15 protein-coding genes and 1 pseudogene are annotated in these 22452 nt (G+C 38.7%); 11 read left to right on the top strand and 5 right to left on the bottom strand.

Features of this window, described 5'->3' with window-relative positions; all coding sequences use genetic code 11:
- Positions 1-104: pseudogene (locus tag F564_RS21285) on the bottom strand (IS982 family transposase); the annotation flags it as partial.
- A 296-nt stretch (positions 105-400) separates the two neighbouring features.
- Here F564_RS21285 and F564_RS0111320 point away from each other — a divergent pair.
- The 3 genes from F564_RS0111320 to F564_RS0111310 are packed head-to-tail and all read left to right on the top strand — an operon-like array spanning position 401 to position 3411.
- Positions 401-1687 (top strand): membrane protein, encoded by a 1287-nt coding sequence (locus F564_RS0111320; protein ID WP_028122751.1) that lies wholly within the window; start codon positions 401-403, stop codon positions 1685-1687.
- A 23-nt stretch (positions 1688-1710) separates the two neighbouring features.
- Complete coding sequence (gene lptC, locus F564_RS0111315; protein WP_028122750.1) at positions 1711-2307, top strand: LPS export ABC transporter periplasmic protein LptC; 597 nt, start codon at positions 1711-1713, stop codon at positions 2305-2307.
- Positions 2308-2358: 51 nt separating this feature from the next.
- On the top strand, positions 2359-3411 hold the full coding sequence (locus tag F564_RS0111310; protein WP_028122749.1) for an anhydro-N-acetylmuramic acid kinase: 1053 nt from the start codon (positions 2359-2361) through the stop codon (positions 3409-3411).
- Here F564_RS0111310 and F564_RS0111305 read toward each other — a convergent pair whose 3' ends face one another.
- The gene (locus tag F564_RS0111305) at positions 3412-3798 is read right to left on the bottom strand and encodes an SRPBCC domain-containing protein (protein WP_028122748.1); all 387 of its coding nucleotides are present in this window, start codon (positions 3796-3798) and stop codon (positions 3412-3414) included.
- 37 nt (positions 3799-3835) lie between these two features.
- Between F564_RS0111305 and F564_RS0111300 the strand changes: the two genes are divergently transcribed.
- Positions 3836-4450 (top strand): NUDIX hydrolase, encoded by a 615-nt coding sequence (locus F564_RS0111300; protein ID WP_028122747.1) that lies wholly within the window; start codon positions 3836-3838, stop codon positions 4448-4450.
- Positions 4451-4467: 17 nt separating this feature from the next.
- On the opposite strand, the gene F564_RS0111295 is transcribed toward F564_RS0111300, so the two are convergent.
- Positions 4468-5739 (bottom strand): UDP-N-acetylmuramoyl-tripeptide--D-alanyl-D-alanine ligase, encoded by a 1272-nt coding sequence (locus F564_RS0111295; RefSeq protein WP_028122746.1) that lies wholly within the window; start codon positions 5737-5739, stop codon positions 4468-4470.
- A gap of 84 nt (positions 5740-5823) precedes the next feature.
- Entirely contained in the window at positions 5824-7434 is a 1611-nt protein-coding gene (gene gldJ / locus F564_RS0111290) for a gliding motility lipoprotein GldJ (RefSeq protein WP_028122745.1), read from the bottom strand.
- 161 nt (positions 7435-7595) lie between these two features.
- On the opposite strand from gldJ, the gene porU reads away from it, so the two are divergent.
- From porU to F564_RS0111270, 3 genes are all read left to right on the top strand, one after another.
- Positions 7596-11576: a type IX secretion system sortase PorU gene (gene porU, locus F564_RS0111285; protein WP_028122744.1), complete on the top strand. Its 3981-nt coding sequence runs from the start codon at positions 7596-7598 to the stop codon at positions 11574-11576.
- Positions 11577-11620: 44 nt separating this feature from the next.
- On the top strand, positions 11621-12751 hold the full coding sequence (gene porV, locus F564_RS0111280) for a type IX secretion system outer membrane channel protein PorV (protein ID WP_028122743.1): 1131 nt from the start codon (positions 11621-11623) through the stop codon (positions 12749-12751).
- A gap of 137 nt (positions 12752-12888) precedes the next feature.
- Positions 12889-15144, top strand: coding sequence for an FUSC family protein (locus F564_RS0111270; RefSeq protein ID WP_028122742.1), 2256 nt, complete (start codon positions 12889-12891; stop codon positions 15142-15144).
- Here F564_RS0111270 and F564_RS0111265 read toward each other — a convergent pair.
- Positions 15120-15731 carry a 4'-phosphopantetheinyl transferase family protein gene (locus F564_RS0111265; RefSeq protein WP_028122741.1) on the bottom strand — a complete coding sequence of 204 codons (612 nt, stop codon included), beginning with the start codon at positions 15729-15731 and terminating at the stop codon, positions 15120-15122. The genes F564_RS0111270 and F564_RS0111265 overlap by 25 nt on opposite strands.
- Before the next feature lie 141 nt (positions 15732-15872).
- Here F564_RS0111265 and F564_RS0111260 point away from each other — a divergent pair, with 141 nt between their 5' ends.
- The 4 genes from F564_RS0111260 (at position 15873) to F564_RS0111245 (ending at position 22211) form a co-directional block, all read left to right on the top strand.
- Entirely contained in the window at positions 15873-16250 is a 378-nt protein-coding gene (locus F564_RS0111260; protein ID WP_028122740.1) for a hypothetical protein, read from the top strand.
- A gap of 163 nt (positions 16251-16413) precedes the next feature.
- Positions 16414-17499 carry an efflux RND transporter periplasmic adaptor subunit gene (locus tag F564_RS0111255; RefSeq protein ID WP_028122739.1) on the top strand — a complete coding sequence of 362 codons (1086 nt, stop codon included), beginning with the start codon at positions 16414-16416 and terminating at the stop codon, positions 17497-17499.
- 94 nt (positions 17500-17593) lie between these two features.
- Entirely contained in the window at positions 17594-20788 is a 3195-nt protein-coding gene (locus tag F564_RS0111250; protein WP_028122738.1) for an efflux RND transporter permease subunit, read from the top strand.
- Entirely contained in the window at positions 20766-22211 is a 1446-nt protein-coding gene (locus tag F564_RS0111245; RefSeq protein ID WP_028122737.1) for a TolC family protein, read from the top strand. Before F564_RS0111250 ends, F564_RS0111245 begins: the two co-directional genes overlap by 23 nt.
- Positions 22212-22452: the final 241 nt, after the last annotated feature.

The raw sequence follows: 22452 nt of genomic DNA, 5'->3' as shown, positions 1-22452 counted from the left end.
TCAGATAATTTTGGTTTAATTGGTTTGAAATAAAAATTTTCTTTGATGGTTAATTTTCTTAATTCCTTTAAAATAAAATCGTAAATTGCATCTAGGTTATTCATAACGTATTAGATTGATAGTCAATACAATATACGAAATTTTCGTATTATGAGTAACCTTTTTTATAATGCACTACGGGTTAATCTAATCATTGGCCTCATCAGTCGAAAAATAACCAGCAATCATCGAAATTACTTAACAAACTTTAACCGAAATATATTTTTGCAATTCATTATTAATTAAGATATTTGCGGATTGAAATTTTAAAGGCCTGTGTCGCCAAAATTCATGTTATAACAACACGAATGTAGAAGCCACGAAAGCATATGACCTTTAAAAAAACAATCAATATCTACATATGAAAAGAATTTTTGTTTTATCATCATTGGTTGCAGGATATTTCCTAAATGCGCAAAGTATAGGAAACTCACCGTACGGCGCTTATGGGATTGGAGATGTGAAATATGATAATACAGTTGACATTAATGCAATGGGAGGTATCTCTACAGCGTATGTTTGGGATTTTAACAACAGTTTTAATTTCCGAAATCCGGCTGCAAATACCAATTTGGAATTGACCACACTGAAGGTAGAAGGCAGCAATGAGAACAATTATTACAGTTCAGATTTTAACAATCTGAAATCTACCAAGCACTCTACATACCTATCTAATATCAGCATCGCCTTTCCTATTTCCAGAAAAGTGAAATTCGGCATGGGATTCCAGCCCTACAGCTCAAAAAGTTACAATATCATCACAACTGAGAAACTAAGCAATGAGAATAATGAACTGATTAATGAGGTTCATAATTTCCGTGGCGAGGGTTCTGTGAACACGATCCAGGCCGCGATTTCTTATCAGATCACACCAGCATTTGCTTTAGGTTTGAGGTCTAATTTCTTTTTTGGCAAACTATCGGATAAAGAAGAAGTAGCATTTACTGGTGCAGAATTAATCAGCGGATACAGCAACAGCTATAGAGTAAAAGCTTTCAACTTTACACTCGGAACCACTTACCAGAAAAAATTGGCCAACGACCACAAACTAACAGTGGGCGCAACATACACTCTTGGTAACAGTGGTAATATGAAAAACACGTACACCAACAGCACCTATTTTTACCTGCTTGGGGAAACCAAAGCCAATGAAACGATTATAGAGGAGCAAACCAATTTTGACAAGAAGTTCCTCCCTCAGGAAGGTTCACTTGGTATTGGTTATGGTAAAGACACCAAATGGTTTGTTGGAACTCAGCTGGATTACAAAAAAGGAGAAAACTTCAATTTCCTTGGTCAAACTTTGGCCTACCAGGATTCTTACAGATACTCCGTGGGAGGTTGGTACCTTCCCAACTTCAACAACTTCCGTTCTTATTTCTCCAGAATCATCTACAGATATGGTGCGTACTACGAAAAAGGCAATCTACAGATCAACGGAACCAATATCAACAAAATGGCAATTACTGCCGGCGTTACACTACCTTTCCAAAAGAGTGTGATCAACCGTATGAGTAGCATAGATCTTGGCTTGGAAGTTGGAAAAAGAGGAACATTGGACAATAATATGATCCGTCAGAATTTTGTCAACTTGAGAATAGGGGTTAACTTTGCAGATAAATGGTTTGCAAAGCGACTTTACAACTAATGAATGAACATTCAAAATAATCTATGAAAGATTATTGTTTCAAAATATTACACTTAAAAACATCACAACAATTCTTTTTGTTGCTGATGTTTTTTCTTATGCAGTCCTGTGAAGAAGATCTTACGAAGATCAATCAAAACAAGAAAACCAATTTTGCATCGCAGGTCATCTACAACGCGGATATTCTGCAGAAGGATTCTGGCAGGGTCAATGTCCGTTTCAAAGCACCGCTTTTGGAAAGTTACGAACTGATAGATTCTCCTTACATAGAAGCAAAAAAGGGCATTTATCTGGAATTTTTCGACAAAAAGAACCCCAAAGTTCCTGGCAAGATCTGGGCAAAATATGGTAAAAACAATATCAAAAGAGATTTTTATTTTGCAAAAGGCAGAGTCAAAATCATTACCACAGAAGGACAGACCTTCGTCACAGAAACCATCAATTGGGACAAAAGAAATAAAAAAATGTACACCAAAGACACAGTTTATGTGTCTGACAAAGATGGCAATATCTTGGTTGGTGCGCAAGGAATGATTGCCAAGGACGATTTTTCAGAATACACATTCTTCAACAATTCCGGAAGTTTCAACTCTACCAATCTGCCCGTCACCAGTAAGTAATTTTCTTTACAGCTTAGAAGTGATAATTTAGATATTTAGTAAAAACTTTTTATGAGATCCACTTTTTATGCGATCGGATTGATGTCGGGAACCAGTCTTGACGGCTTGGATATCTGTTACTCCAAATTTACCAGAAACGGTTCTGACTGGGCATTTGAAATCCTGAAATGCGAAACCGTTGCCTACGCTTCTACTTGGGAAAACGATCTTAAAAATGCCATCCACTTTACCAGCGAAAAATTGTTGGAACTGAATTCTGATTATGGTTTTTACCTTGGCGAAAAAACCCAGGATTTTATTTCCAGACATCACATTACAGAACTCGACCTTATTGCTTCGCACGGTCATACGGTTTTCCATCAGCCCAGAAACAAATTTACATTGCAAATCGGAGACGGACGAGCTATAAAAATCATCACCAACACACCTGTTGTTTACGATTTCAGAAGTCAGGATGTCCTGCTTGGTGGCAATGGTGCGCCACTGGTCCCGATTGGCGATGAACTACTGTTTCCGGCGTTTGATGCTTGTCTCAATCTTGGTGGATTTTCTAATATCTCTTTGACCCGAGACGGAAAAAGAATGGCTTTTGACATTTGTCCTGTCAATATTATTCTAAATGAATTGGCTCTGAAACTTGGAAAAAAATATGATGAAGGCGGTGATCTGGCAAGAACAGGCGTGATAGATCACAATCTTTTAAAGAAACTTAATCAATTAGAATTCTACAAGGAGAAAGCGCCGAAATCTTTGGGAGTAGAATGGATCAATGAGTCTGTCCTGCCATTCATAAACAACCAAAGAACAGAAGATCTTTTGGCTACTTTCACAGAACATTCTGCGGTTCAGATTGCTGCGATACTCAATGAATTTGACATTAAAAAAGTATTGATAACCGGCGGTGGAACTTACAACAGTTTTCTCATAGAAAAGATAAAAGCAAAGACCAAAACCGACATTCATATTCCAACAAAAGAAATGATGGAATACAAAGAGGCTTTGATTTTTGCTTTTATGGGCGTTTTAAGAGTGTTGAATCTCAATAATGTTTTGTCATCCGCCACCGGAAGCGAGACGGATCATTCGTCCGGATTGCTTTGCTAACTACAGTTGCTCTATCTTATCTGTCAAAGAATTGATAAAATTCTGAAGTGGCTTTTCTACCATCATTTTGATAAACGGGTTGAATTTCCCTTCGAATAACAACTGCACCTCTGTCTGATTATCATTCAAAGGATTCATAGAACCGGTTAAAGCAAAGTCCAGGCTGGAACTGGCAGACTTTAGCACCACTTCTTTATCCGATACATTCTCTATTTTAAGGGCTATTTCCGGCATTCCTTTCAATCCGAATTTGAAACCATCCTCTCTCGCTTCGAAACTTTGAAGACCTTCCGGCATCAGATCTTTATAATCCTGGGGATTCTTCAGCATTCCTGCCAATTCAGATGAAGATTTATTTACTATAATTTTTCGTCCTTCTAAATTCATTTTTTATATTTTTGTATTAATATCAAAAGCCTTACAAATGTATAAAGTTTTTATCAATGAAAAAAAAATAGTTTTGAGTCGGGAGCCTCAGGACAGCCCGAAAACATTGAATTACGATGGGACGCATAGTTTTGAATTTGCAATCGACCTGCTTACAAATACACCATCGCAAGGCCTTAATATTTATCACGAGGATATTGATCAACTGTGGGCAGATTTCAAGGGGTTTTTCAGAAATATCGAAGCTGCTGGCGGAATTGTTCTTAATTCTGAGGACAAAATTCTCTTCATCCACCGTCTTGGAAAATGGGATCTTCCGAAAGGAAAAATTGAAAAGGGAGAATCCAAAGAGCTTGCAGCAATAAGGGAAGTGGAAGAAGAATGTGGGATTTTTGATCTGGAACTAAAGGATTTTATCAATTCCACTTACCACATCTACACAGAAAGAGACGGACAAAAAGTCCTAAAAATAACCTACTGGTTTGAAATGATGTACGCTGGAACAGGCACTCCAAAACCACAGATAGAAGAAGGCATTAGCGAAGTGGGTTGGAAAAACGAGAAAGAAATCGACAGCGAAATCCTACCTTCCACATTCAACAATATCAAATTGATCCTCAACGATTTCAAAAGTAAAAATCCTCAATCATAATTGAGGATTTCTATGTTCTATAAAAAATCGATGATCTTTTCGAGCGCTATGCCACGGGAGGCTTTCAGCAGTATATGATTTCCGTGAACTGGAGTTTCTTTCAGCCGCTCGACTAAATCTGATGTATTTTCAAAGGCGTTTTCTGACGGATAAACCGACTTAAAATACGGACCAACGGTGATGACTTCATCAAATTCACAAGATTTTGCAAAATCCAGAATGCTCTGATGTTCTTTATGGCTATCTTCGCCTAGCTCTAGCATATCACCAATGATAATGGTTTTTGTTCCCTCAAACGATTTGAAGTTTTCCAGAGAGACCAACATACTGCTCGGATTGGCATTGTAAGTATCCAAAACCAGTGTTGTATCCCCTTTCATCTGGATCTGAGATCGCATATTGGATGGTGAATAACCTTCGATGGCGCTTTTTATGGTCTCAATATTCAAATTAAAATACAATCCTAAGGCTATGGCTGCAGAAATATTATCGTAGTTATACTGGCCTGTAAGATTGGAGAAGATCTGAGCATTCTGATAGTTGACCCCAACAAAATGGTCTTTCAACACAGGTTGGAATTGGTAATCAGACTCAGCCGTTCCAAACGTTATTTTTGAAAAATAACCACTTGTTTTATCGTTTTGAATTGTATCGTTTTCATTCACTAACACCTTTTGATGATGCTTGATCAGATACTCATACAGTTCAGATTTTCCCTTGATGACGCCTTCGTAACCACCAAATCCTTCGAGATGGGCTTTCCCAAAATTGGTAATATAACCGATATTTGGTTTTGCGATCTCACACAGCATTTCGATCTCTTTCTGATGATTGGCTCCCATTTCTATGACTGCAATCTCGTGCTCTTTTCTGATGGAAAGCAATGTCAGCGGAACGCCAATATGATTGTTAAGATTCCCCTGAGTAAATTGGGTGTTGTATTGACGTGATAAAACCGCACTGATCAATTCTTTGGTGGTTGTTTTCCCATTACTTCCAGTAAGTCCAATGATAGGAATCGTTAATTGATCTCTATGGAAAACCGCCAACTCCTGTAAGAATTCAAGTGTAGAAGGTACATAGAAAATATGTCTTTCCGCGTCTTCAAACTCCTTATCCTCCACAATTACGGCTAGTGCACCATTGTCAACTGCGGTAGATGCTTTTTCTGCAGCGTTAAAAGTTTCGCCGGAGAATGCAAAGAAAAGACTTCCGTGTTCAACTTTACGGCTATCAATGGTAATATTTTTACTTTGTAAATAAATGGGATAAAACTGATCAATATTCATAAATCAAAAATAAACAAATGTGGTGATTTGAAATAAAAAAAACAGCAGAAAATTCTGCTGTTTTGATATTATTAAAAGATAAGATTATCTTTTTGTACGTTTTGTTTTGTTGTTTTTCGCATCTTGTGCTACACGGAACCCGATCCATCCAAAACCTTTCGTTTGATCTTTGAATCGTCTTTGACCCGGATCCAACCAATAGGCTGAGTCTAACCAAGAACCACCTTTTACCACTCTGCTGTAATCAGAAACTTGAGTAGTGATTTTGGATTTTTCTTTTTGTACAACTACGTTTCCGCTTTTATCAACAATGAATTTTGGTTTTGCGGAATTATACATATTGAATTCTGTACTATCGCTTGGTGCTGTGCCACCAGCGTCTAATGAAGATTGATAATCACCATCTCTGTAGTTGCTATTATCATCTAGTACCTTTCTTTCGTACTCACCAGGAAGTCCTTTGTAAACCAGACGTCCATCTGCTAATGTATCGTATTTTACATTTTCATTCGTGATTTTCTTATAAGTTCCGTCTTCATTTTTAACAGTCTGCTTTACCACATTACCTCTAAAATAATTGAAGTCGCTAAATTCTTCATCGATCATCGGTCTGTAGATGTCAGCTACCCATTCTGCAACGTTACCATACATCCCATATATTCCCAGATCATTGGAAGGATATTGTTTCACGTCGGCCGTTGTAGGTGAACCATCGTTTTTCCAACCCGCAACGCCAGAGTAATCTCCTCTACCCATCTTGAAATTCTCAAGATACATCCCTCTGTTCTTACCTTTTTTACCTTTAAGGTCGTCAATTTTCGTATTCTTACCTAGATAGTTGTTGTAATCTCTTTCTTTTTGCAGGCCAAGCGCCGCGAATTCCCATTCAACTTCTGTTGGAAGTCTGAATTTTTCAACCACTCCAGAGCTGGATCCTCTGTTTGCAGCAGCAATTCTTTCGTTCGCTGTTTTGATACCATTTCTTTTCTGAAGTTTGTCTTTGTCAATGTACGCATCCATCTCTGGATCATTTGACTTGAATTTGTCCATATTGAACGTAGCTCCCGCTGTAGCACCTTTATCACCAGAATAGAGGTCTTTTGCTATGACGCCTTGTTTCATAAGCACTTTTTCGTTCGCTCTTTCTGTAAGCCAGTCGCAATATTTCGTAGCTTGGAGCCAAGAAACACCCACCACTGGATAGTAATCATATTCTGGAGATCTGAAATAAGTCTCCGCATAGTCATTACGGGAAAGTTTGTTATTCCAAACCAAAGTATCTGGTAATGCACCTGAGTAGATATGTTTGAAACTTGGATCTGAAGATGGGAAAACAAATTTGAGCCAAGTAGTATACGCTCTATATTCGGAGTTGGTTGTTTCTGTATCGCCAATGAAGAAAGAACTTACCTGCATTCTTCTAGGGGTATTGTTCCAGTCATGCATCACATTGTCTTCTACCAGTCCCATGGTGAAAGTACCGCCTTCTACATAAACCATCCCTACGGATCCTTTTTGTTTTTGTTGCTTACCAGAAAAGAACCATCCGTCTTTTTCGTTTGGTTTCCAACCGGTTTTACTTACAAAACCACTGCCGCCAGGTTTTGCGCCCTTGGTGTTCCCACCTCCACCACAACTTACCAGAAGCAATGTTGCGCTTAGCGAAATTATCGAAAACAGCTTGATTTTTTTCATAATAGTTTATAGAAATTTTCAAAGTACAAAGAAAATAGAAATTCTTTAATTAATCAAATAATGTTTGTCTTTTTTTGATAAAACGCAGATAATTTAATTTTATTATATACCATTTTTTTAAAAAAATCGTTTATTTTGTATTATTAAATAAAATAACATTGATGAAATTCAAATTTTATATTCTGATTTTTTGTACTATTTCCTTTTTTGGATACTCTCAAAAGATCGTCCTTGCTTGGGATAGCTATAAAGAAGTGGACTATGGAACGGAGAAAGTAACTTTTCCTTCTTTCAGCAATTATCATTTTCAGGTGGAGTCCAATTCTGTTTCTGCAAATTTTAACATAAAATCTGAAAATCAGGTCAAATTGGATCAGTTTGTTTGGGAAATAATTCCTCAAAAAGACATCAAGGATCTAAAAATTAATTCTATTACCTCGACACCAAAGACAGGTATTAATTATTTTTACAATGAAACTGAAAAAGCTGCAAACGCCAATATTACTGTAGATGCCATCAAGGCTGAGAATAATAACATCTACCGGCTAGTCTCTTTTAGTATCAACCAGACGAATGTTAAAGCATCTTCCCTCCATAAAAATGGCAACAACAAACTTGGCACGACAGATAATCCTCTAAAATCCGGTACTTTTTATAAAATAAAAGTGGACAAGTCTGGGATTTTCAAAATAACTAAACAGTTTTTACAGCAAAATGGCATCAACCCGGCCAACGTTAATCCAAAAAATTTCAGAATTTACGGCAATGGCGGATTAATGCTACCTGAGTTCAACCAGGACAACCGCTACAGCGCATTGCAGGAAGATGCCATCCAGGTCATTGGGGAAGAGGATGGCGTATGGAATAATGATGATTACGCGCTTTTTTATGCGCAAGGTCCTCATGGGTATAATCTTTACGATTTCAACAATGGGAATGGAAACAAAAGAACAGACACTAGGGACTATCCCACTGATCATTTTGTAAATATTTACGAAGATTTTTCCTACTACTTTATCAACTTTGATATTGGTGCTGGGAAAAGGGTTCAGACAACAGATAATCCTTTACCACAAGATCTTATTACCAGATATGACGATTATCAATTTATCAATGAAGAAAAATTCAATCTGGTAAAACTAGGAAGACTCTGGACTGGCGATGTCATTTCTGGGAATCGAGAAATCATCTTTAATACCAGAAGTCCTATACAGACGGATGATGTGATTCGTTTCAAAACGCAGGTGATTGGCTTTGATGCCCAGTCTGCTAAAATTACGACCGATCTCAATGGGGAAAAAAGAGAAGATCCAGTTAGATCTGATGCTAAAAGTTTTGTACAATTGCCCCGTTATGGAACCTTGACCAATCAAAGTGGAACTAGTTTTAAGTTTACTTACACTACGAATATCAGTGCCAATCCCAATGCTAAATTTTACTTTGATTTTGCAGAAGTACAGTATAAGGAGGATCTGAATTTCAACAATACCCAAATGAATTTTAGAGCGTTTGATATTATTGAAGGTACTGGAGATTTATACGGCTTTTCTATCACGAATGCAGCTGGCATTGATCAGGTTTGGGATGTATCAGATATCACAAATGCAAAAAAAGTAGTTAATAAAAACCCACAAAACAGCACGTTCAACTTCGGATACATAGCCAACAATACTTTTTTCAATAATGAATTTGCTGCATTTAAAAATACTGCTGCTTTCGAACCCAATTTTGTAGGCAGAATCGATAATCAGGATCTCTCAAGCCTTAAGAATGTAGATTACTTGATTGTCACACAACCTTCATATATCACTCAGGCACAGAGACTTGCCGCATACCATCAGTCAGTAAGTGGTTTTAATGTTCAGGTTGTAGATGTGAATAAGATATATAACGAGTTCAGTAGCGGCAGCAAGGATATTACAGCTATCAGAGACTTTGTCACAAAGCTGAATACCCCATCGAAGTCTCTTAAGTATGTGTTCTTATTAGGCGATACCTCTTACGATTTTAAAAACAGGATTGCCCGCAATACTGATGTCATCCCAAGTTATCAAAGTGAGTTCAGTGCAGATCTGGAAGGCTCTTTTGTAACAGATGATTATTTTGTGATGACCTCACCACAAAGCAGTCCAAAGATTACTCAAATATTACCAGATCTACCCATAGGAAGGATGCCTGCAAGTAATCTAGCAGAAGCTAAAACTATGCTGGACAAAACATTAGCTTACTACAATGCTTTGCCAGGACAATCTAATCCATTTGGTGAATGGAGGATGAAGCTGGATTTTGTAGCAGATGACGACTCTCATGGCAGTGGACCCTATAGCATCCCTGCTCCATTTCATAATCTTGTAGATTATACTGTAAAGCAGAATTTTGAAGGAAACACAGACAAACCAGAATATAACGTGAAGAAACTTTATCTTGACGCATTCCCGGCAGTCACCAATGCGGGCGGGCAAAGATATCCACAAGTAAACCAAGCAATTTCCAATGATATTGGCAATAGTTTGTATTTATTTTATTTCGGACACGGAGGTATCAACAGTTGGGCTCAGGAAAGAGTGATATCGTCTACAGAAGTTCAGAGTTTTAATAATTTCACTGGTGTCTATAGCAGATTTCCTTTGGTTTCTACTATTACATGTGAATTTACTTTGTGGGACGAGCCCAATACAAATTCCGTGGGCGAGCAGGTGATGAAGCTGGAAACCGGTGGTGCCGCAACGATGATTACTTCCAGCCGGAAAATAAGTGTAGACTACGGAAGAAAATTCACTTTACCTTTTACAGATAATCTATTCAAATTATATAATGACGACTTCCTACCTCTAGGCGATGCGTACCTACTCACGAAAAACCGGTATTTTAATCTATATAACTCAACCCCTGAGCATCTGAAAGTTAATTATCTTGGTGATCCTGCTATGAAAATGAGCAGACCCAAAAGGCTGTTAAAAATTGACAATATCGAAACACCCGTTGCTGGTAAAATACGTGCATTAGATTTTGTAACCATCAAAGGCCAAGTTACAAAGCCAAATGGAACCTTGGACACCACCTTCAATGGGCGAATTGCTATCAATATTTTTGATAAAAAAATCACAAAAACAACTTTGAATAATGACAAGTTAGACAAAACAAAACCACCATATGTGGATATGATCTACTCTTTTGTAGAAGAACCTAGTGCTATCGTAAAAGCGTCAGGAAAAGTTGAAAATGGTAATTATACTGTAGAATTCTACGTCCCAAAAGACATTAATTACGAAATACCTACCGACCCAACTACTGGACAGCCAGTAAAAGGAAGGATTTTGGCTTACGCGGATAACTTCATCGATGCAAAAGTAAATGCGCACGATGTATTTGCAAATCAGGCACAGATCGTAGGGGATATCAACCCGGATGGAATCAACGATTCTGAAGCGCCTGGAGTCCACCTTTATATGAACAATACCAACTTTGCAAACGGCGGTATCACAGATCAAAACCCAATGCTTTTAGCCTGTGTGAAAGATAATTTTGGAATCAATTCTACGGGAGCGGGGATTGGTCATGATATCACATTTATTCTGGATGGAGATATTATCAACACGACCTCTGTGAATGATTACTTCTCTGCTGGAGACGGTAATGGCTGTAGTTTTACAGATTTAAAAGATTATCAGAAAGGGTCTGTAACCTTCCCCTTGAAAGGCTTGACACCAGGCGAACATCAGTTGGTGTTTAAAGTTTGGGATATCAACAATAATTCCACGTCCTCTACGTTAAACTTTGTAGTAAAAGACGAGACCGAGAAAAAACTGACAGTAAACAGACTTCTCAACTGGCCAAATCCCTTCACCAACAAAACCTATGTACAGTTTGAGCATAATTGTGATGACATCCTGGACGTCAATGTGCAGATCTATACGATCACAGGAAAAATTGTAAGAACACTGTCCACAAGTATCACTGCAGAACCATTTCTGGAAGGTTTCAGAACACCAAGACAGGCCATAGAATGGGATGGAAAAGATGATTTTGGAGACACGGTTGGAAAAGGTACTTATATTTTTAAGATATTTGCACGCAGCCAAAATCAGGAGAAATGCTCCGGAAGCGCAACGGCAATTGAAAAAATGGTTTTATTAAAATAACAAATACTTAGTATATCGGTAAACTTTACCTTAAAAGAACAACAATGAATTTAACAAAAAGATTATTTTTAGGATTAGGAATTAGCGTTAGTGCTTTTGCTTTTTCTCAAAACATTCAGCCGGTTCTTACCGGTGCTCCATTCCTGAGGATCTCTCCAGATGCAAGAGCAGGTGGTATGGGTGATCAGGGTGTGGTAACATCTACAGATGCATTCTCTCAATTTTGGAATGCTGCAAAATATCCATTTGCCAAAGTATCCTCTGGTTTTGGAGTCAACTACACACCATATATGAGTAAATTGACCAGTGATGTATTCTTGCTTTATGGCTCTTTCTACACATTCGTCGGAGATGACGAACGTTCTACCTTAAGTGCCAGTATCTATTACTTCAACATGGGAGATGTAGATTTGACAGACTTTGTAGGAAATGAAGTCATACAAGGTGGTACTGCCAAACCAAACGAATTCTCTGTAGACTTAGCCTACGCCTTGAAACTGACAGACAACTACTCTATGGCGGTTACCGGTAGATTTATCCGATCCGACCTTGGAGGAAGCTTCGGTTCCAACAGCACTTTGAAACCAGCCAACACATTTGCAGTAGACGTTTCCGGATACTATATGTCTCCGAAACACGAGAGTATTAGTGGTTACGAAGGTCGTGTGAAAGCTGGTTGGACAGTTCAGAATTTAGGACCTAGATTGGATTATACAGGTGATGAAGAATCCAGATCTTACCTTCCAACAATGGCCAGATTAGGTTTGGGTTATGACTTATTAATTGACGACATGAACCGTTTCAGTTTGAGTGGTGAAGCTTCCAAAATATTAGCTCCCGGTCCGGATGAGGTGACAGGAGACATTCCAAATGTGGGTCCTATTGCAGGAATTGGAAAATCTTTCAAAAATAAAAAAAGCATCATGTTCAGCGGTGCAGCAGAGTATTCTTATGATGAGACCTTTGCACTTAGAGCTGGTTATTTTGCAGAAGCACCGGAACAAGGAGCAAGACAATATGCAACCGTGGGCGTTGGTTTCAAATACGCGTCTTTTGGATTGGATCTTTCTTACCTGATCAATACCTCAAAAATCAATTCTGCTTTGGACAATACACTGAGATTTGGTCTAACCTGGAATATCGGTAGCGAAACTTACAACGCACAGGATTACTAATCAAATTTGATTTGATATTCTTTTGTGATATATATTGCCAGAGCAATTCGCTTTGGCATTTTTTTTATTTCGATACCAAGAGACTTTTTACTTTTTACAATATACATTTTACCAGACACTTTCTGTAAATTTGCAATATGAACTACAGTTCCGAACTCAAAAAATTCTTAACCAGCCAGTACATCTATTCCGGAGCAAGAATCGCTTTGGCAATAGTAATTCCAAGTATCATATTGGCACATTTTGGTTTGCTGAAGGAATTTTTCCTGTTTCCACTCGGAACGAGTTTCGTAGGATTGACGGATCAACAAGGACCGTTTATCAGAAGAAGGAACACTTTAGTATTATCCATCTTTTCTTTCTTTTTCATTGCGCTTTTTGCAAGTCTCGTTAAAGAATTTCCGATTGCTGTTTATCTGGAAATCCTTATTTTCGGATTTTTCTTCTCAATGATTGGGGTTTACGGACTTAGATTGGCAACTTTCGGATCCATTGCGCTCGTTGTTCTCAGTATCTTCATTGATGGACACCTCACCGGAGATGATATTCTCAAAAGCTCTTTTATATTTTTTCTCGGCTGCCTTTGGTTTTTTGTGATTTTTATGATCGTTTCTAAACTTCAACCTTACAAATTAGCAAGTCAGGTTGTTGGCGAAAACTATCTGGAATTAGCCGATTATCTAAGAATTAAAGCCAGATACTATTCAAAAAATCCTGATTTTGACGCGTTGCTGAATCAATTGATTTCTCAGCAGATCAAGATCAAAAATCATCAGGAAGACACACGGGAAATCGTCTTCAAAACAAGACAGATCGTGAATGAATCTACCACCCAAAGTAGAATTCTGATGCTGATGTTTCTTAATTCTTTTGACCTTTTCGATAAACTTCTCACTTCAGAAAATGATTACAAAAGAATCAATCAAGTTTTTGGAGACACCACCCTGATTCAAAAGATTCACGACTACCTTGTAGCGATGGCAGATGAAATTACCAATCTCGGAATTTCCCTTCAAAGCGGATTAGCCTTCAGACAGATCACAAATTTCGACAATGAATTGAAGAAAATTTATGATGATTTCTTTGACCATCGATCTCAAAGATTTTCATCAGAAACGCTGGAAGATTTTATGATGATCCGTCAGGTTCTGATGAGAATTACCGAAATTACAGACGAGGTCAAAACAATTCTGACCGTTCATTCTCAGGATAAAAAACTGGCGAAAAGTTTATCTTCCGGATTAGATTATTCCAAGTTTTTACCAAAAGAAGAAAAGATGAATCTCAAGGTTTTCTTTTCTAATTTCTCTCTCAACTCGGGACATTTCCGGCACGCCATAAGGGTTACGATTGCCTTACTGATAGGTTACATTGTTTCCAGATTCGAGATCCTTGGCATTGGGCATTCCTACTGGATTCTCATCACAATCATTGCCATCCTGAAACCAGCCTACTCTACCACAAAACACCGGAATCTCCTGCGCTTATTCGGAACTATTGCAGGTGGAATCATCGCTTATATTATTTTATATTTTGTAAAAGATCCGGGTGCAATTCTAGTCATTCTTTTATTAAGTATGATCCTGTGTTTCAGTTTATTAAAATCAAAATATTTCTGGGCAGTTTTGTTTATGACCATCTATATCTTTTTGTCTTTCAATTTTTTACGACCAGGAAATGTCAATGTCATTTTTAAAGACAGAATTCTTGATACTCTGATTGGTGGCGCCGTAACATTTTTAGTCGCCTACTTTATCTTGCCGGTTTGGGAACATACGCAGAATCTGGATCTGATGAAAAAATCGTCCAAAAGCAATCTGGATTATTTCCGGGCAATCATGGATCATTTCCTGAAAAAACACATGCAGGATCAAGACTTCCGAATGCACAGAAAAAATGCAATCATCGATCTGGCCAATCTTTCGGATAACTTTCAAAGGATGATTTCTGACCCCAAAAATCAGCAAAGAAAGCTGGAAACCGTTCATCAGTTTGTCACCACAACGCACCTCATCACCGCTTACACTGCATCATTATCGCAATACGCAAAATCCGGTCACGACTTCCCGGAAATTGATTTTCAGAATTGGAAGATTAAGATCTCTGCAGAATTATTAAGAACATCGTCCTTACTCTTTCAAAAAGATCTGGACGAACAAACAAGGATTGAAAGTCACATCAAACCGGAAGATCACGTTTCCGATTTATTGGAAAAAAGAAAAGCAGAGCTGGAAAATCAGGCGATTTCTGACGACAGAATTTTCACAGTCAGTCATTTAACTGAAATCAAAAATATCAAGGAACTTTTGGAATTAATTTATGACGTCGCAAAAGATCAAAGAAAAATCATAGAAGAATATCTCATCTATCAATCTACGACTGCAAAACAGTAATGATCAAAGAAGCTGATCTTCGCATTGAAGAAATCTTCATTCTCATCATCGTAAACTCTGCATTTCACAGATAGTTCTTCTTTCAGACTGAAAGGCAAAACGTCATAATGCTTTTTCAGTGACCAATGTTTGCTGTGATGGATTTTGTAGAGCGCTTCTTTCACGCACCAGATTGCAGTCAGAAAATCAACTTCCTCAGCATCATCAATGAAATGATTCTCGTGAAGAATGAATTTGTGACGTATATTTTTGATCTTATCTTTGCGTTTTTCAATGTCAATTCCAATTTTATTTTTTGAAATTGCCAAACCTGCCAGCGGAAAAGAATGACTCACAGAGATCTGCAGATCATTCGGAAAAAGATAAGGTTCGCCGTCTTCTTTATATAAAATCTTATAATTGGGCATGATCGATTTCAGCATTTTTCTGACCATCAGCACTTCCGCTATTTTGTTGGGATGATAACCCAAAATCTTGTTCTGATTTTCCGGCTCCAACAGAAGTTCAGGATTCAGATCTTCATCCCTATCGTACTCCCAGATAAGAATGGTGGCAACATCGTCGGAAAGATCTTTGTAAAGTGGCATCACATAGTATTGTTCTGCTAATGTAATAAAAACAAAGCGATTTCGAAAAATTAAAGAAAATAAGTGTGAACTTAAAAATTCCTTAAATTTTCATATTTAAGATCTTGTTAACAGATAACAAAGTAAATTTGCAGTACCAAAATGAAAAAAGGAATTGTATATTTATTGATGGGTATTTTTCTGCTGTTTACAGTAGAGAACAGGCAGACTCTTGATTTTCAGCAAGATTTCGGAAGTCAGAATATATCTTTTCAATTCTTTTCATTTGCCAAAAAGCACCACCGCAATCATGCTTTGGAGAGAAATTCTTTGCAGCAGATCAGCGATTCTCTGGATGCTCCGGAAGAATTTGACCTTGGCCTTTCCAACGCCTTCAGTGCTATTGCAGTTCTCGCTGTTTTCGGCTTTGGTTATCTTTTGCATTGGTATTTCAGACGCACAAAACAGAAATTCCACGAGCCGGCAACGATTATATACGCGATAAAAAGGTTCATTCTGCTGCGTTCTATACGTATTTAAATTTCACTTTTTCAAAAACAAAATTTACCCTTATTCCAAAGTGGTAACATCCCTTCTTGTTTTTGAAATTTTCCCGTATTCAATGTTTTACTGTACTGATGGTCTTTTTGGTCATTAATTCAATCCTCAATTAAAAAAATAAAAATTATTCAAAATGAAAATTATGAACAATAGAGTCACAATTTCTGTTGCTCTCAGCGCACTGCTGACGATCTTGAGCTGTAAAGATAAAAAAGAAGAGAAAGAAGAAAAAGTCGTTTATCCTGTTACCACAGTTGTACAAATGGACACCGTCATCACAAAAGATTATGTGGCGCAGATCCAATCCCTGAAAAACATAGAGATCCGTGCTCAGGAAAAAGGTTTCCTGGAAAAAATAGATGTTGATGAAGGCCAATTTGTACAAGCAGGACAAACGCTTTTCAGAATTATGCCTCAGATCTACCAAGCCGAACTTCTGAAAGCGCAGGCCGAAGTAGAACAGGCAAAGATAGAATTGCAGAACTCCAGCACATTGGCCAGCAACAACATTGTTTCCAAAAACGAAAGAGCGATGTCAAAAGCAAAACTGGACGCAGCCAACGCAGAAATGAAACTGGCTCAGATCCACCTCAACTTTACGAATGTGAAAGCGCCTTTTTCAGGATTTATTAATAGGATTCCGTTGAAAGTGGGAAGTTTGGTTGACGAAGGTGATCTGTTGACAAGCCTTTCCGACAACACCGGAATCTATGCATACTTCAACGTTTCCGAACCGGAATATCTCAATTATCAGACGCATTCTGCAGAAAGAGGAAATGACCAGGTTTCTCTCCTGATGGCCAATGGCGAACTGCTTCCAAACAAGGGAACGATTGCCAACATCGAAGGTGAGTTTGATAATGAAACCGGAAACATCGCTTTCCGAGCCAAATTCCCTAATCCACACCAATTACTGAGAAATGGCGAGACCGGAAAAGTACAGATGACTGTCCCACTGAAAAATGCGCTCATCATTCCTCAAAAAGCAACTTACGAAATCCAAGATCAGATCTATGTTTTCCTGGTTGATAAGACTGGAAAAGTGCATTCTAAAAACATAAAAGTAGCTTACAATCTTCCAGATCTCTACGTGGTTTCTGAAGGATTGACGGCCAATGACCAATTCCTACTGGAAGGTGTTCAAAAAGTGAAAGACGATCAGAAAGTGGAAACCAAATTACAAGATCCGAAGAAAGTCTTACAATCATTAAAATTAAAAGCAGACTAAATGCATTAATGATAAGCGATGATTGATAAATGATTTCAGCTTAATGTCTATAATCTTTTTGTCTCCCATCTATGATCTCAAAAAATAATTCTTTATGTTTAAGAAATTCATACGCAGACCAGTTCTGTCCATCGTGATCTCTTTGATCATCGTATTTCTGGGGATTTTATCTTTGGTAAAATTACCCGTCACCCAGTTCCCATCGATCTCTCCGCCAAAAGTAAACATCACGGCAGAATATCCGGGAGCAAACAACGAATTGCTCATCAAATCCGTGGTAATCCCAATGGAAAGAGCACTCAACGGAATTCCCGGAATGAAGTATATGACGTCCGACGCAGGCAATGACGGTGAAGCTTCCATCCAAGTGGTTTTCGATTTGGGAACAGACCCGAATGTTGCGGCAATCAACGTTCAGAATCACATCTCTTCTGCCATCAACAAATTACCGCCTTTGGTAGTTCGTGAAGGTGTGAAAATCACCCGCGAAGAACCGAATATGCTAATGTACATCAACCTTTACAGTGATGATCCGAAAGCGAATCAGAAATTCCTTTTCAACTTTGCAGATATCAATCTACTTTCTGAACTCAAAAGAGTTAAAGGTGTAGGAGAAGCTGATATCCTCGGAACCCGTGAATACGCCATGCGTGTTTGGCTAAAACCCGATAGAATGACGGCTTACAACATCTCAGCCGATGAAGTAATGGAGGCTTTGAACTCTCAAAGTTTGGAAGCTTCGCCGGGAAAAACAGGTGAAAGTTCCGGAAAACGTTCCCAGTCTTTTGAGTATATTCTCAAATATCCAGGCCGTTACAGCAACGAAAAAGATTACGGAAATATCATTTTAAAATCAAGTTCTAATGGCGAATTTGTAAGACTGAAAGACGTTGCTGATGTAGAATTCGGAAGTTCAATGTACGACATCTACTCTACGTTGAACGGAAAACCATCGGCCGCTGTTACCATAAAACAATCTTATGGCTCCAATGCCAGCGACGTTATCAAAAACGTGAAAGCATTGATGGCTGACCTCGAAAAAAATAACTTCCCAAAAGGAATGCATTACGAGATCAGTTATGACGTTTCCAGATTCTTGGATGCTTCGATAGAAAAGGTAATCCATACCTTATTTGAAGCCTTTATCCTGGTGGCGATTGTGGTTTTCCTATTCTTGGGCGACTGGCGCTCAACATTGATTCCCACCATTGCCGTTCCGGTATCTTTGATAGGAACCTTTGCCATCATGTCCGCTTTCGGAATTACATTAAATTTAATTTCACTCTTTGCTTTGGTCATGGCTATAGGGATTGTCGTGGATGATGCGATTGTTGTGATAGAAGCTGTCCACGCCAAGATGGAAGAGAAACATCTCTCGCCGCTCAAGGCAACAGAGGAAGCGATGCACGAGATCAGCGGTGCAATTATCGCAATCACTTTGGTAATGGCTTCGGTCTTTATTCCGGTGGCATTCATGTCTGGTCCAGTCGGTGTTTTCTACCGTCAATTCTCTATTACGATGGTTTCATCTATTATTTTGTCAGGTGTTGTGGCTTTGACTTTAACGCCGGCTTTATGTGCATTGATCCTGAAAAACAACCACGGAAAAGAGAAAAAGAAAACACCGGTTACGAGATTCCTGGATGGATTCAATAACATTTTTACTGTGGGCGCAGGCAAATACCACCACCTCCTGAATAAAGTTGTAACGAAAAAAATGATCACGCTTCCTTTGCTGCTTCTTTTCTGTCTTGGAACGTTCTTTTTGAGTAACAAACTACCGACAGGATTTATCCCAAGTGAAGATCAGGGAATGATTTACGCCATTATCCAAACACCTCCGGGATCAACGCTTGAGCGAACCAATCAAATTGCATTACAATTACAAAAAGCTTCTGAGGATATTGATGGCGTTTCATCTGTTTCGTCTTTGGCTGGTTATGAGATTTTGACGGAAGGAACAGGCTCTAATGCAGGAACTTGTCTAATTAATCTAAAAAGCTGGGACGAAAGAAAAGAATCTGCTAGCGAAATTATCGAACAATTAGAACAAAAAGCGAAAGAAATCCCCGGAGCAAACATCGAGTTCTTCCAACCACCATCAATTCCTGGTTATGGGGCAGCCGGTGGTTTTGAATTAAGACTTTTGGACAAAGCCGGAAGTGGCGATTATCACAAAATGGAAACCGTAAGTAATGACTTTGTGAAAGAATTGAAAAAACGTCCGGAACTTGGTTCTGCGTTCAGTTTCTACTCCGCGAGTTTCCCTCAGTATATGCTGAAAATAGATAATGATCTGGCTGAGCAAAAAGGCGTGACTATTGAAAAAGCAATGGATAATCTTTCCACCTTGATCGGTTCCAATTATGAAACCAGTTTTATCCGATTCGATAGACCTTACAAAGTGATCGTGCAGGCAAGTCCGCAATACCGTGCACTGCCAAGTGACATTCTGAAACTTTATGTCAAAAATAACAAAGACCAAATGGTGCCTTACTCGGACTTTATGCATCTGGAAAAAGTATACGGATTGTCTGAAATCACAAGACACAATATGTACAACTCTTCTGAGGTCAGCGGAACGCCGGCGCTTGGTTACAGTTCGGGAGATGCAATCAAAGCAATTCAGGAAGTGGCAGACAAAACCTTGCCCAGAGGTTTCGGAATCGATTGGGCAGGAATTTCTAAGGATGAAGTTTCCAGAGGAAATGAAGCCATCTATATTTTCCTGGTTTGTCTTGGATTTGTTTACCTGATTCTTTCCGCACAATACGAAAGTTTTATTTTGCCGTTACCTATTATTTTGTCTTTGCCAACGGGAATCTTCGGAGCATTTTTATGTTTAAGTCTCTTCGGATTGGAGAATAATATTTATGCGCAGGTGGCGATGGTAATGCTCATCGGACTACTAGGTAAGAATGCCGTTTTGATTGTGGAATTTGCGGTTCAGAAAAAAGCGGAAGAAGGACTTTCTACAAAAGAAGCGGCTTTGCAAGGTGCATCTCTCAGATTCCGTCCGATTTTGATGACGTCATTTGCGTTCATCGCAGGATTGATTCCATTGGCTTTGGCAACTGGACCGGGAGCCGTTGGAAACAGAACAATCGGAACAGCTGCAGCTGGCGGAATGCTGATCGGGACCATTTTCGGATTGATGATTATTCCTGGATTGTACTACATCTTCGCCAACATTGCTGCGAAATCCAAACTGACTTATTATGAAGAGGAAAATCCTCTCACAGAAAACACAGAACCTTACCAACACGATGGAAAATTTGAAGACAAATAAAAATATAATAGCTGCTGCATTCATTTCATTAGCATTGATTGGATGTAAAGCACCAATAGCAACCCAAATCCAGGATCAGGTGAAAGAAACGATTCCTGAAAATTTTAGCAATCAGACAACTGCTGGAAACAATTCCGGGATCACACCCTGGAAACAGTTTTTTACAGATCCTAATCTTGTCAATTTAATAGATGAAGCGCTGAAAAACAATCAGGAATTGATGATCACATTGCAGGAAATCGAAATTGCGAAAAGCAATGTGCTTTACAAAAACGGAAAACGGAGTCCCACAGTTGCTGCAAGATTAGGAGCTGGCATGGAAAAAGTTGGAAGATATACAAGTACCGGAGCAGGAGACGCTTCCACAGAGATCACCGACGGAAAAGAAGTTCCCGAGAATTTGGAGAACTTTGAAGGTGGATTGGTCGCGCATTGGGAAATCGATATCTGGCATAAATTGAGAACCGAAAAGAAAGCGGCCGTCGCCCATTATCTCTCCACGGTGGAAGGCAAAAACTTTGTTCTTTCTAGTTTGATCGCTGAAGTTGCCAATCATTATTATGAATTACTATCACTTGATAATCAGCTCGATATCATCCACCAATATATGGATCTACAGAAAAAAGCTCTCGAAGTGGCAAAGATCCAAAAGCAAGCAATGGCTGCAACGGAATTGGCGGTTAAGAAATTCGAGGCCGAACTAGCAAAATCCAACGCTACGGAATATGACTTGAAACAACAAATCACAGAAAAGGAAAACGAGATCAATGCTTTGCTAGGACGTTATCCACAACCTATCGTAAGAGCGAAAGAGAGCTTTATGTCCATCATTCCTCAAACGGTTTACACGGGAATTCCGTCCCAATTGTTGGCCAATCGTCCGGACATCAAACAAGCCGAACTGGAACTGGAAGCGGCAAAACTGGATGTGGAAGCGGCAAGAAAAGAATTCTATCCAAATCTTGAGATCAATGCGGCTCTTGGTTTGGACGCTTTCAATCCTTCCTATTTGGTAAAATTGCCAGAATCTATTGCCTATAATCTAGTTGGAGAATTGGCTGGTCCGCTGATTAACAAAACTGCAATCCAGGCGCAATTCAAATCCGCAGATGCGAAACAGATCCAGGCTTTGTATGAATATGACAAAACCATCCTGAGCGCCTATATCGATGTCGCCAACCAAATGTCTAAAATCAAAAACCTGGATCAATATTACGAGATGAAAGCCCAGGAATCGAAAGCTTTGGATGACGGTATTGGGATCGCCAATCAATTATTCCGAAACTCCAGAGCAGATTATCTGGAAGTTCTGATGAATCAGCGTGACGCACTGGACGCCAAAATGGAACTCCTTGAAGCTAAGGAAAGACAGCTGAGCACGGTGGTGAACATTTACAAAAGCTTAGGTGGCGGTTGGAAATAAGAAGCTAATGGCAGCTAGATCAGCTTTTTTAAAATCCATTTTACACCATTTATTTATAGTTGCAATGCTCTCAGAATTGTTTAGGGAGCATTTTTTCATTTGTTGTGGCCTTGATAAGAGTACTTCACAAAGCATGAAAAAGAACATCCAACCGATTTAAAACTGAAATTAGAAAATCAAATTCTTAAATTTGGAAATTATTATTCCTTACATAACTTTAGGAATAAAGAATACAGCAGGA

Origin of the sequence: Epilithonimonas tenax DSM 16811 (genome assembly GCF_000428485.1) — a bacterium.
In the GTDB taxonomy this organism is placed as follows: Bacteria; Bacteroidota; Bacteroidia; order Flavobacteriales; family Weeksellaceae; genus Epilithonimonas; species Epilithonimonas tenax.
Note: the sequence above shows the minus strand (reverse complement) of the source record. Positions and strands in the feature narration are given on the sequence as shown.

Excerpts from the sequence above, each read along its gene's own strand:
- F564_RS0111255 (WP_028122739.1), top strand. The coding sequence starts at position 16,414 with ATGAACAATAGAGTCACAATTTCTGTTGCTCTCAGCGCACTGCTGACG.
- F564_RS0111305 (WP_028122748.1), bottom strand. The coding sequence starts at position 3,798 with ATGAATTTAGAAGGACGAAAAATTATAGTAAATAAATCTTCATCTGAA.
- F564_RS0111320 (WP_028122751.1), top strand. The coding sequence starts at position 401 with ATGAAAAGAATTTTTGTTTTATCATCATTGGTTGCAGGATATTTCCTA.
- F564_RS0111310 (WP_028122749.1), top strand. The coding sequence starts at position 2,359 with ATGAGATCCACTTTTTATGCGATCGGATTGATGTCGGGAACCAGTCTT.
- gldJ (WP_028122745.1), bottom strand. The coding sequence starts at position 7,434 with ATGAAAAAAATCAAGCTGTTTTCGATAATTTCGCTAAGCGCAACATTG.
- F564_RS0111270 (WP_028122742.1), top strand. The coding sequence starts at position 12,889 with ATGAACTACAGTTCCGAACTCAAAAAATTCTTAACCAGCCAGTACATC.
- F564_RS0111260 (WP_028122740.1), top strand. The coding sequence starts at position 15,873 with ATGAAAAAAGGAATTGTATATTTATTGATGGGTATTTTTCTGCTGTTT.
- F564_RS0111250 (WP_028122738.1), top strand. The coding sequence starts at position 17,594 with ATGTTTAAGAAATTCATACGCAGACCAGTTCTGTCCATCGTGATCTCT.
- F564_RS0111295 (WP_028122746.1), bottom strand. The coding sequence starts at position 5,739 with ATGAATATTGATCAGTTTTATCCCATTTATTTACAAAGTAAAAATATT.
- F564_RS0111245 (WP_028122737.1), top strand. The coding sequence starts at position 20,766 with ATGGAAAATTTGAAGACAAATAAAAATATAATAGCTGCTGCATTCATT.
- F564_RS0111265 (WP_028122741.1), bottom strand. The coding sequence starts at position 15,731 with ATGCCACTTTACAAAGATCTTTCCGACGATGTTGCCACCATTCTTATC.
- porV (WP_028122743.1), top strand. The coding sequence starts at position 11,621 with ATGAATTTAACAAAAAGATTATTTTTAGGATTAGGAATTAGCGTTAGT.
- F564_RS0111300 (WP_028122747.1), top strand. The coding sequence starts at position 3,836 with ATGTATAAAGTTTTTATCAATGAAAAAAAAATAGTTTTGAGTCGGGAG.
- lptC (WP_028122750.1), top strand. The coding sequence starts at position 1,711 with ATGAAAGATTATTGTTTCAAAATATTACACTTAAAAACATCACAACAA.
- porU (WP_028122744.1), top strand. The coding sequence starts at position 7,596 with ATGAAATTCAAATTTTATATTCTGATTTTTTGTACTATTTCCTTTTTT.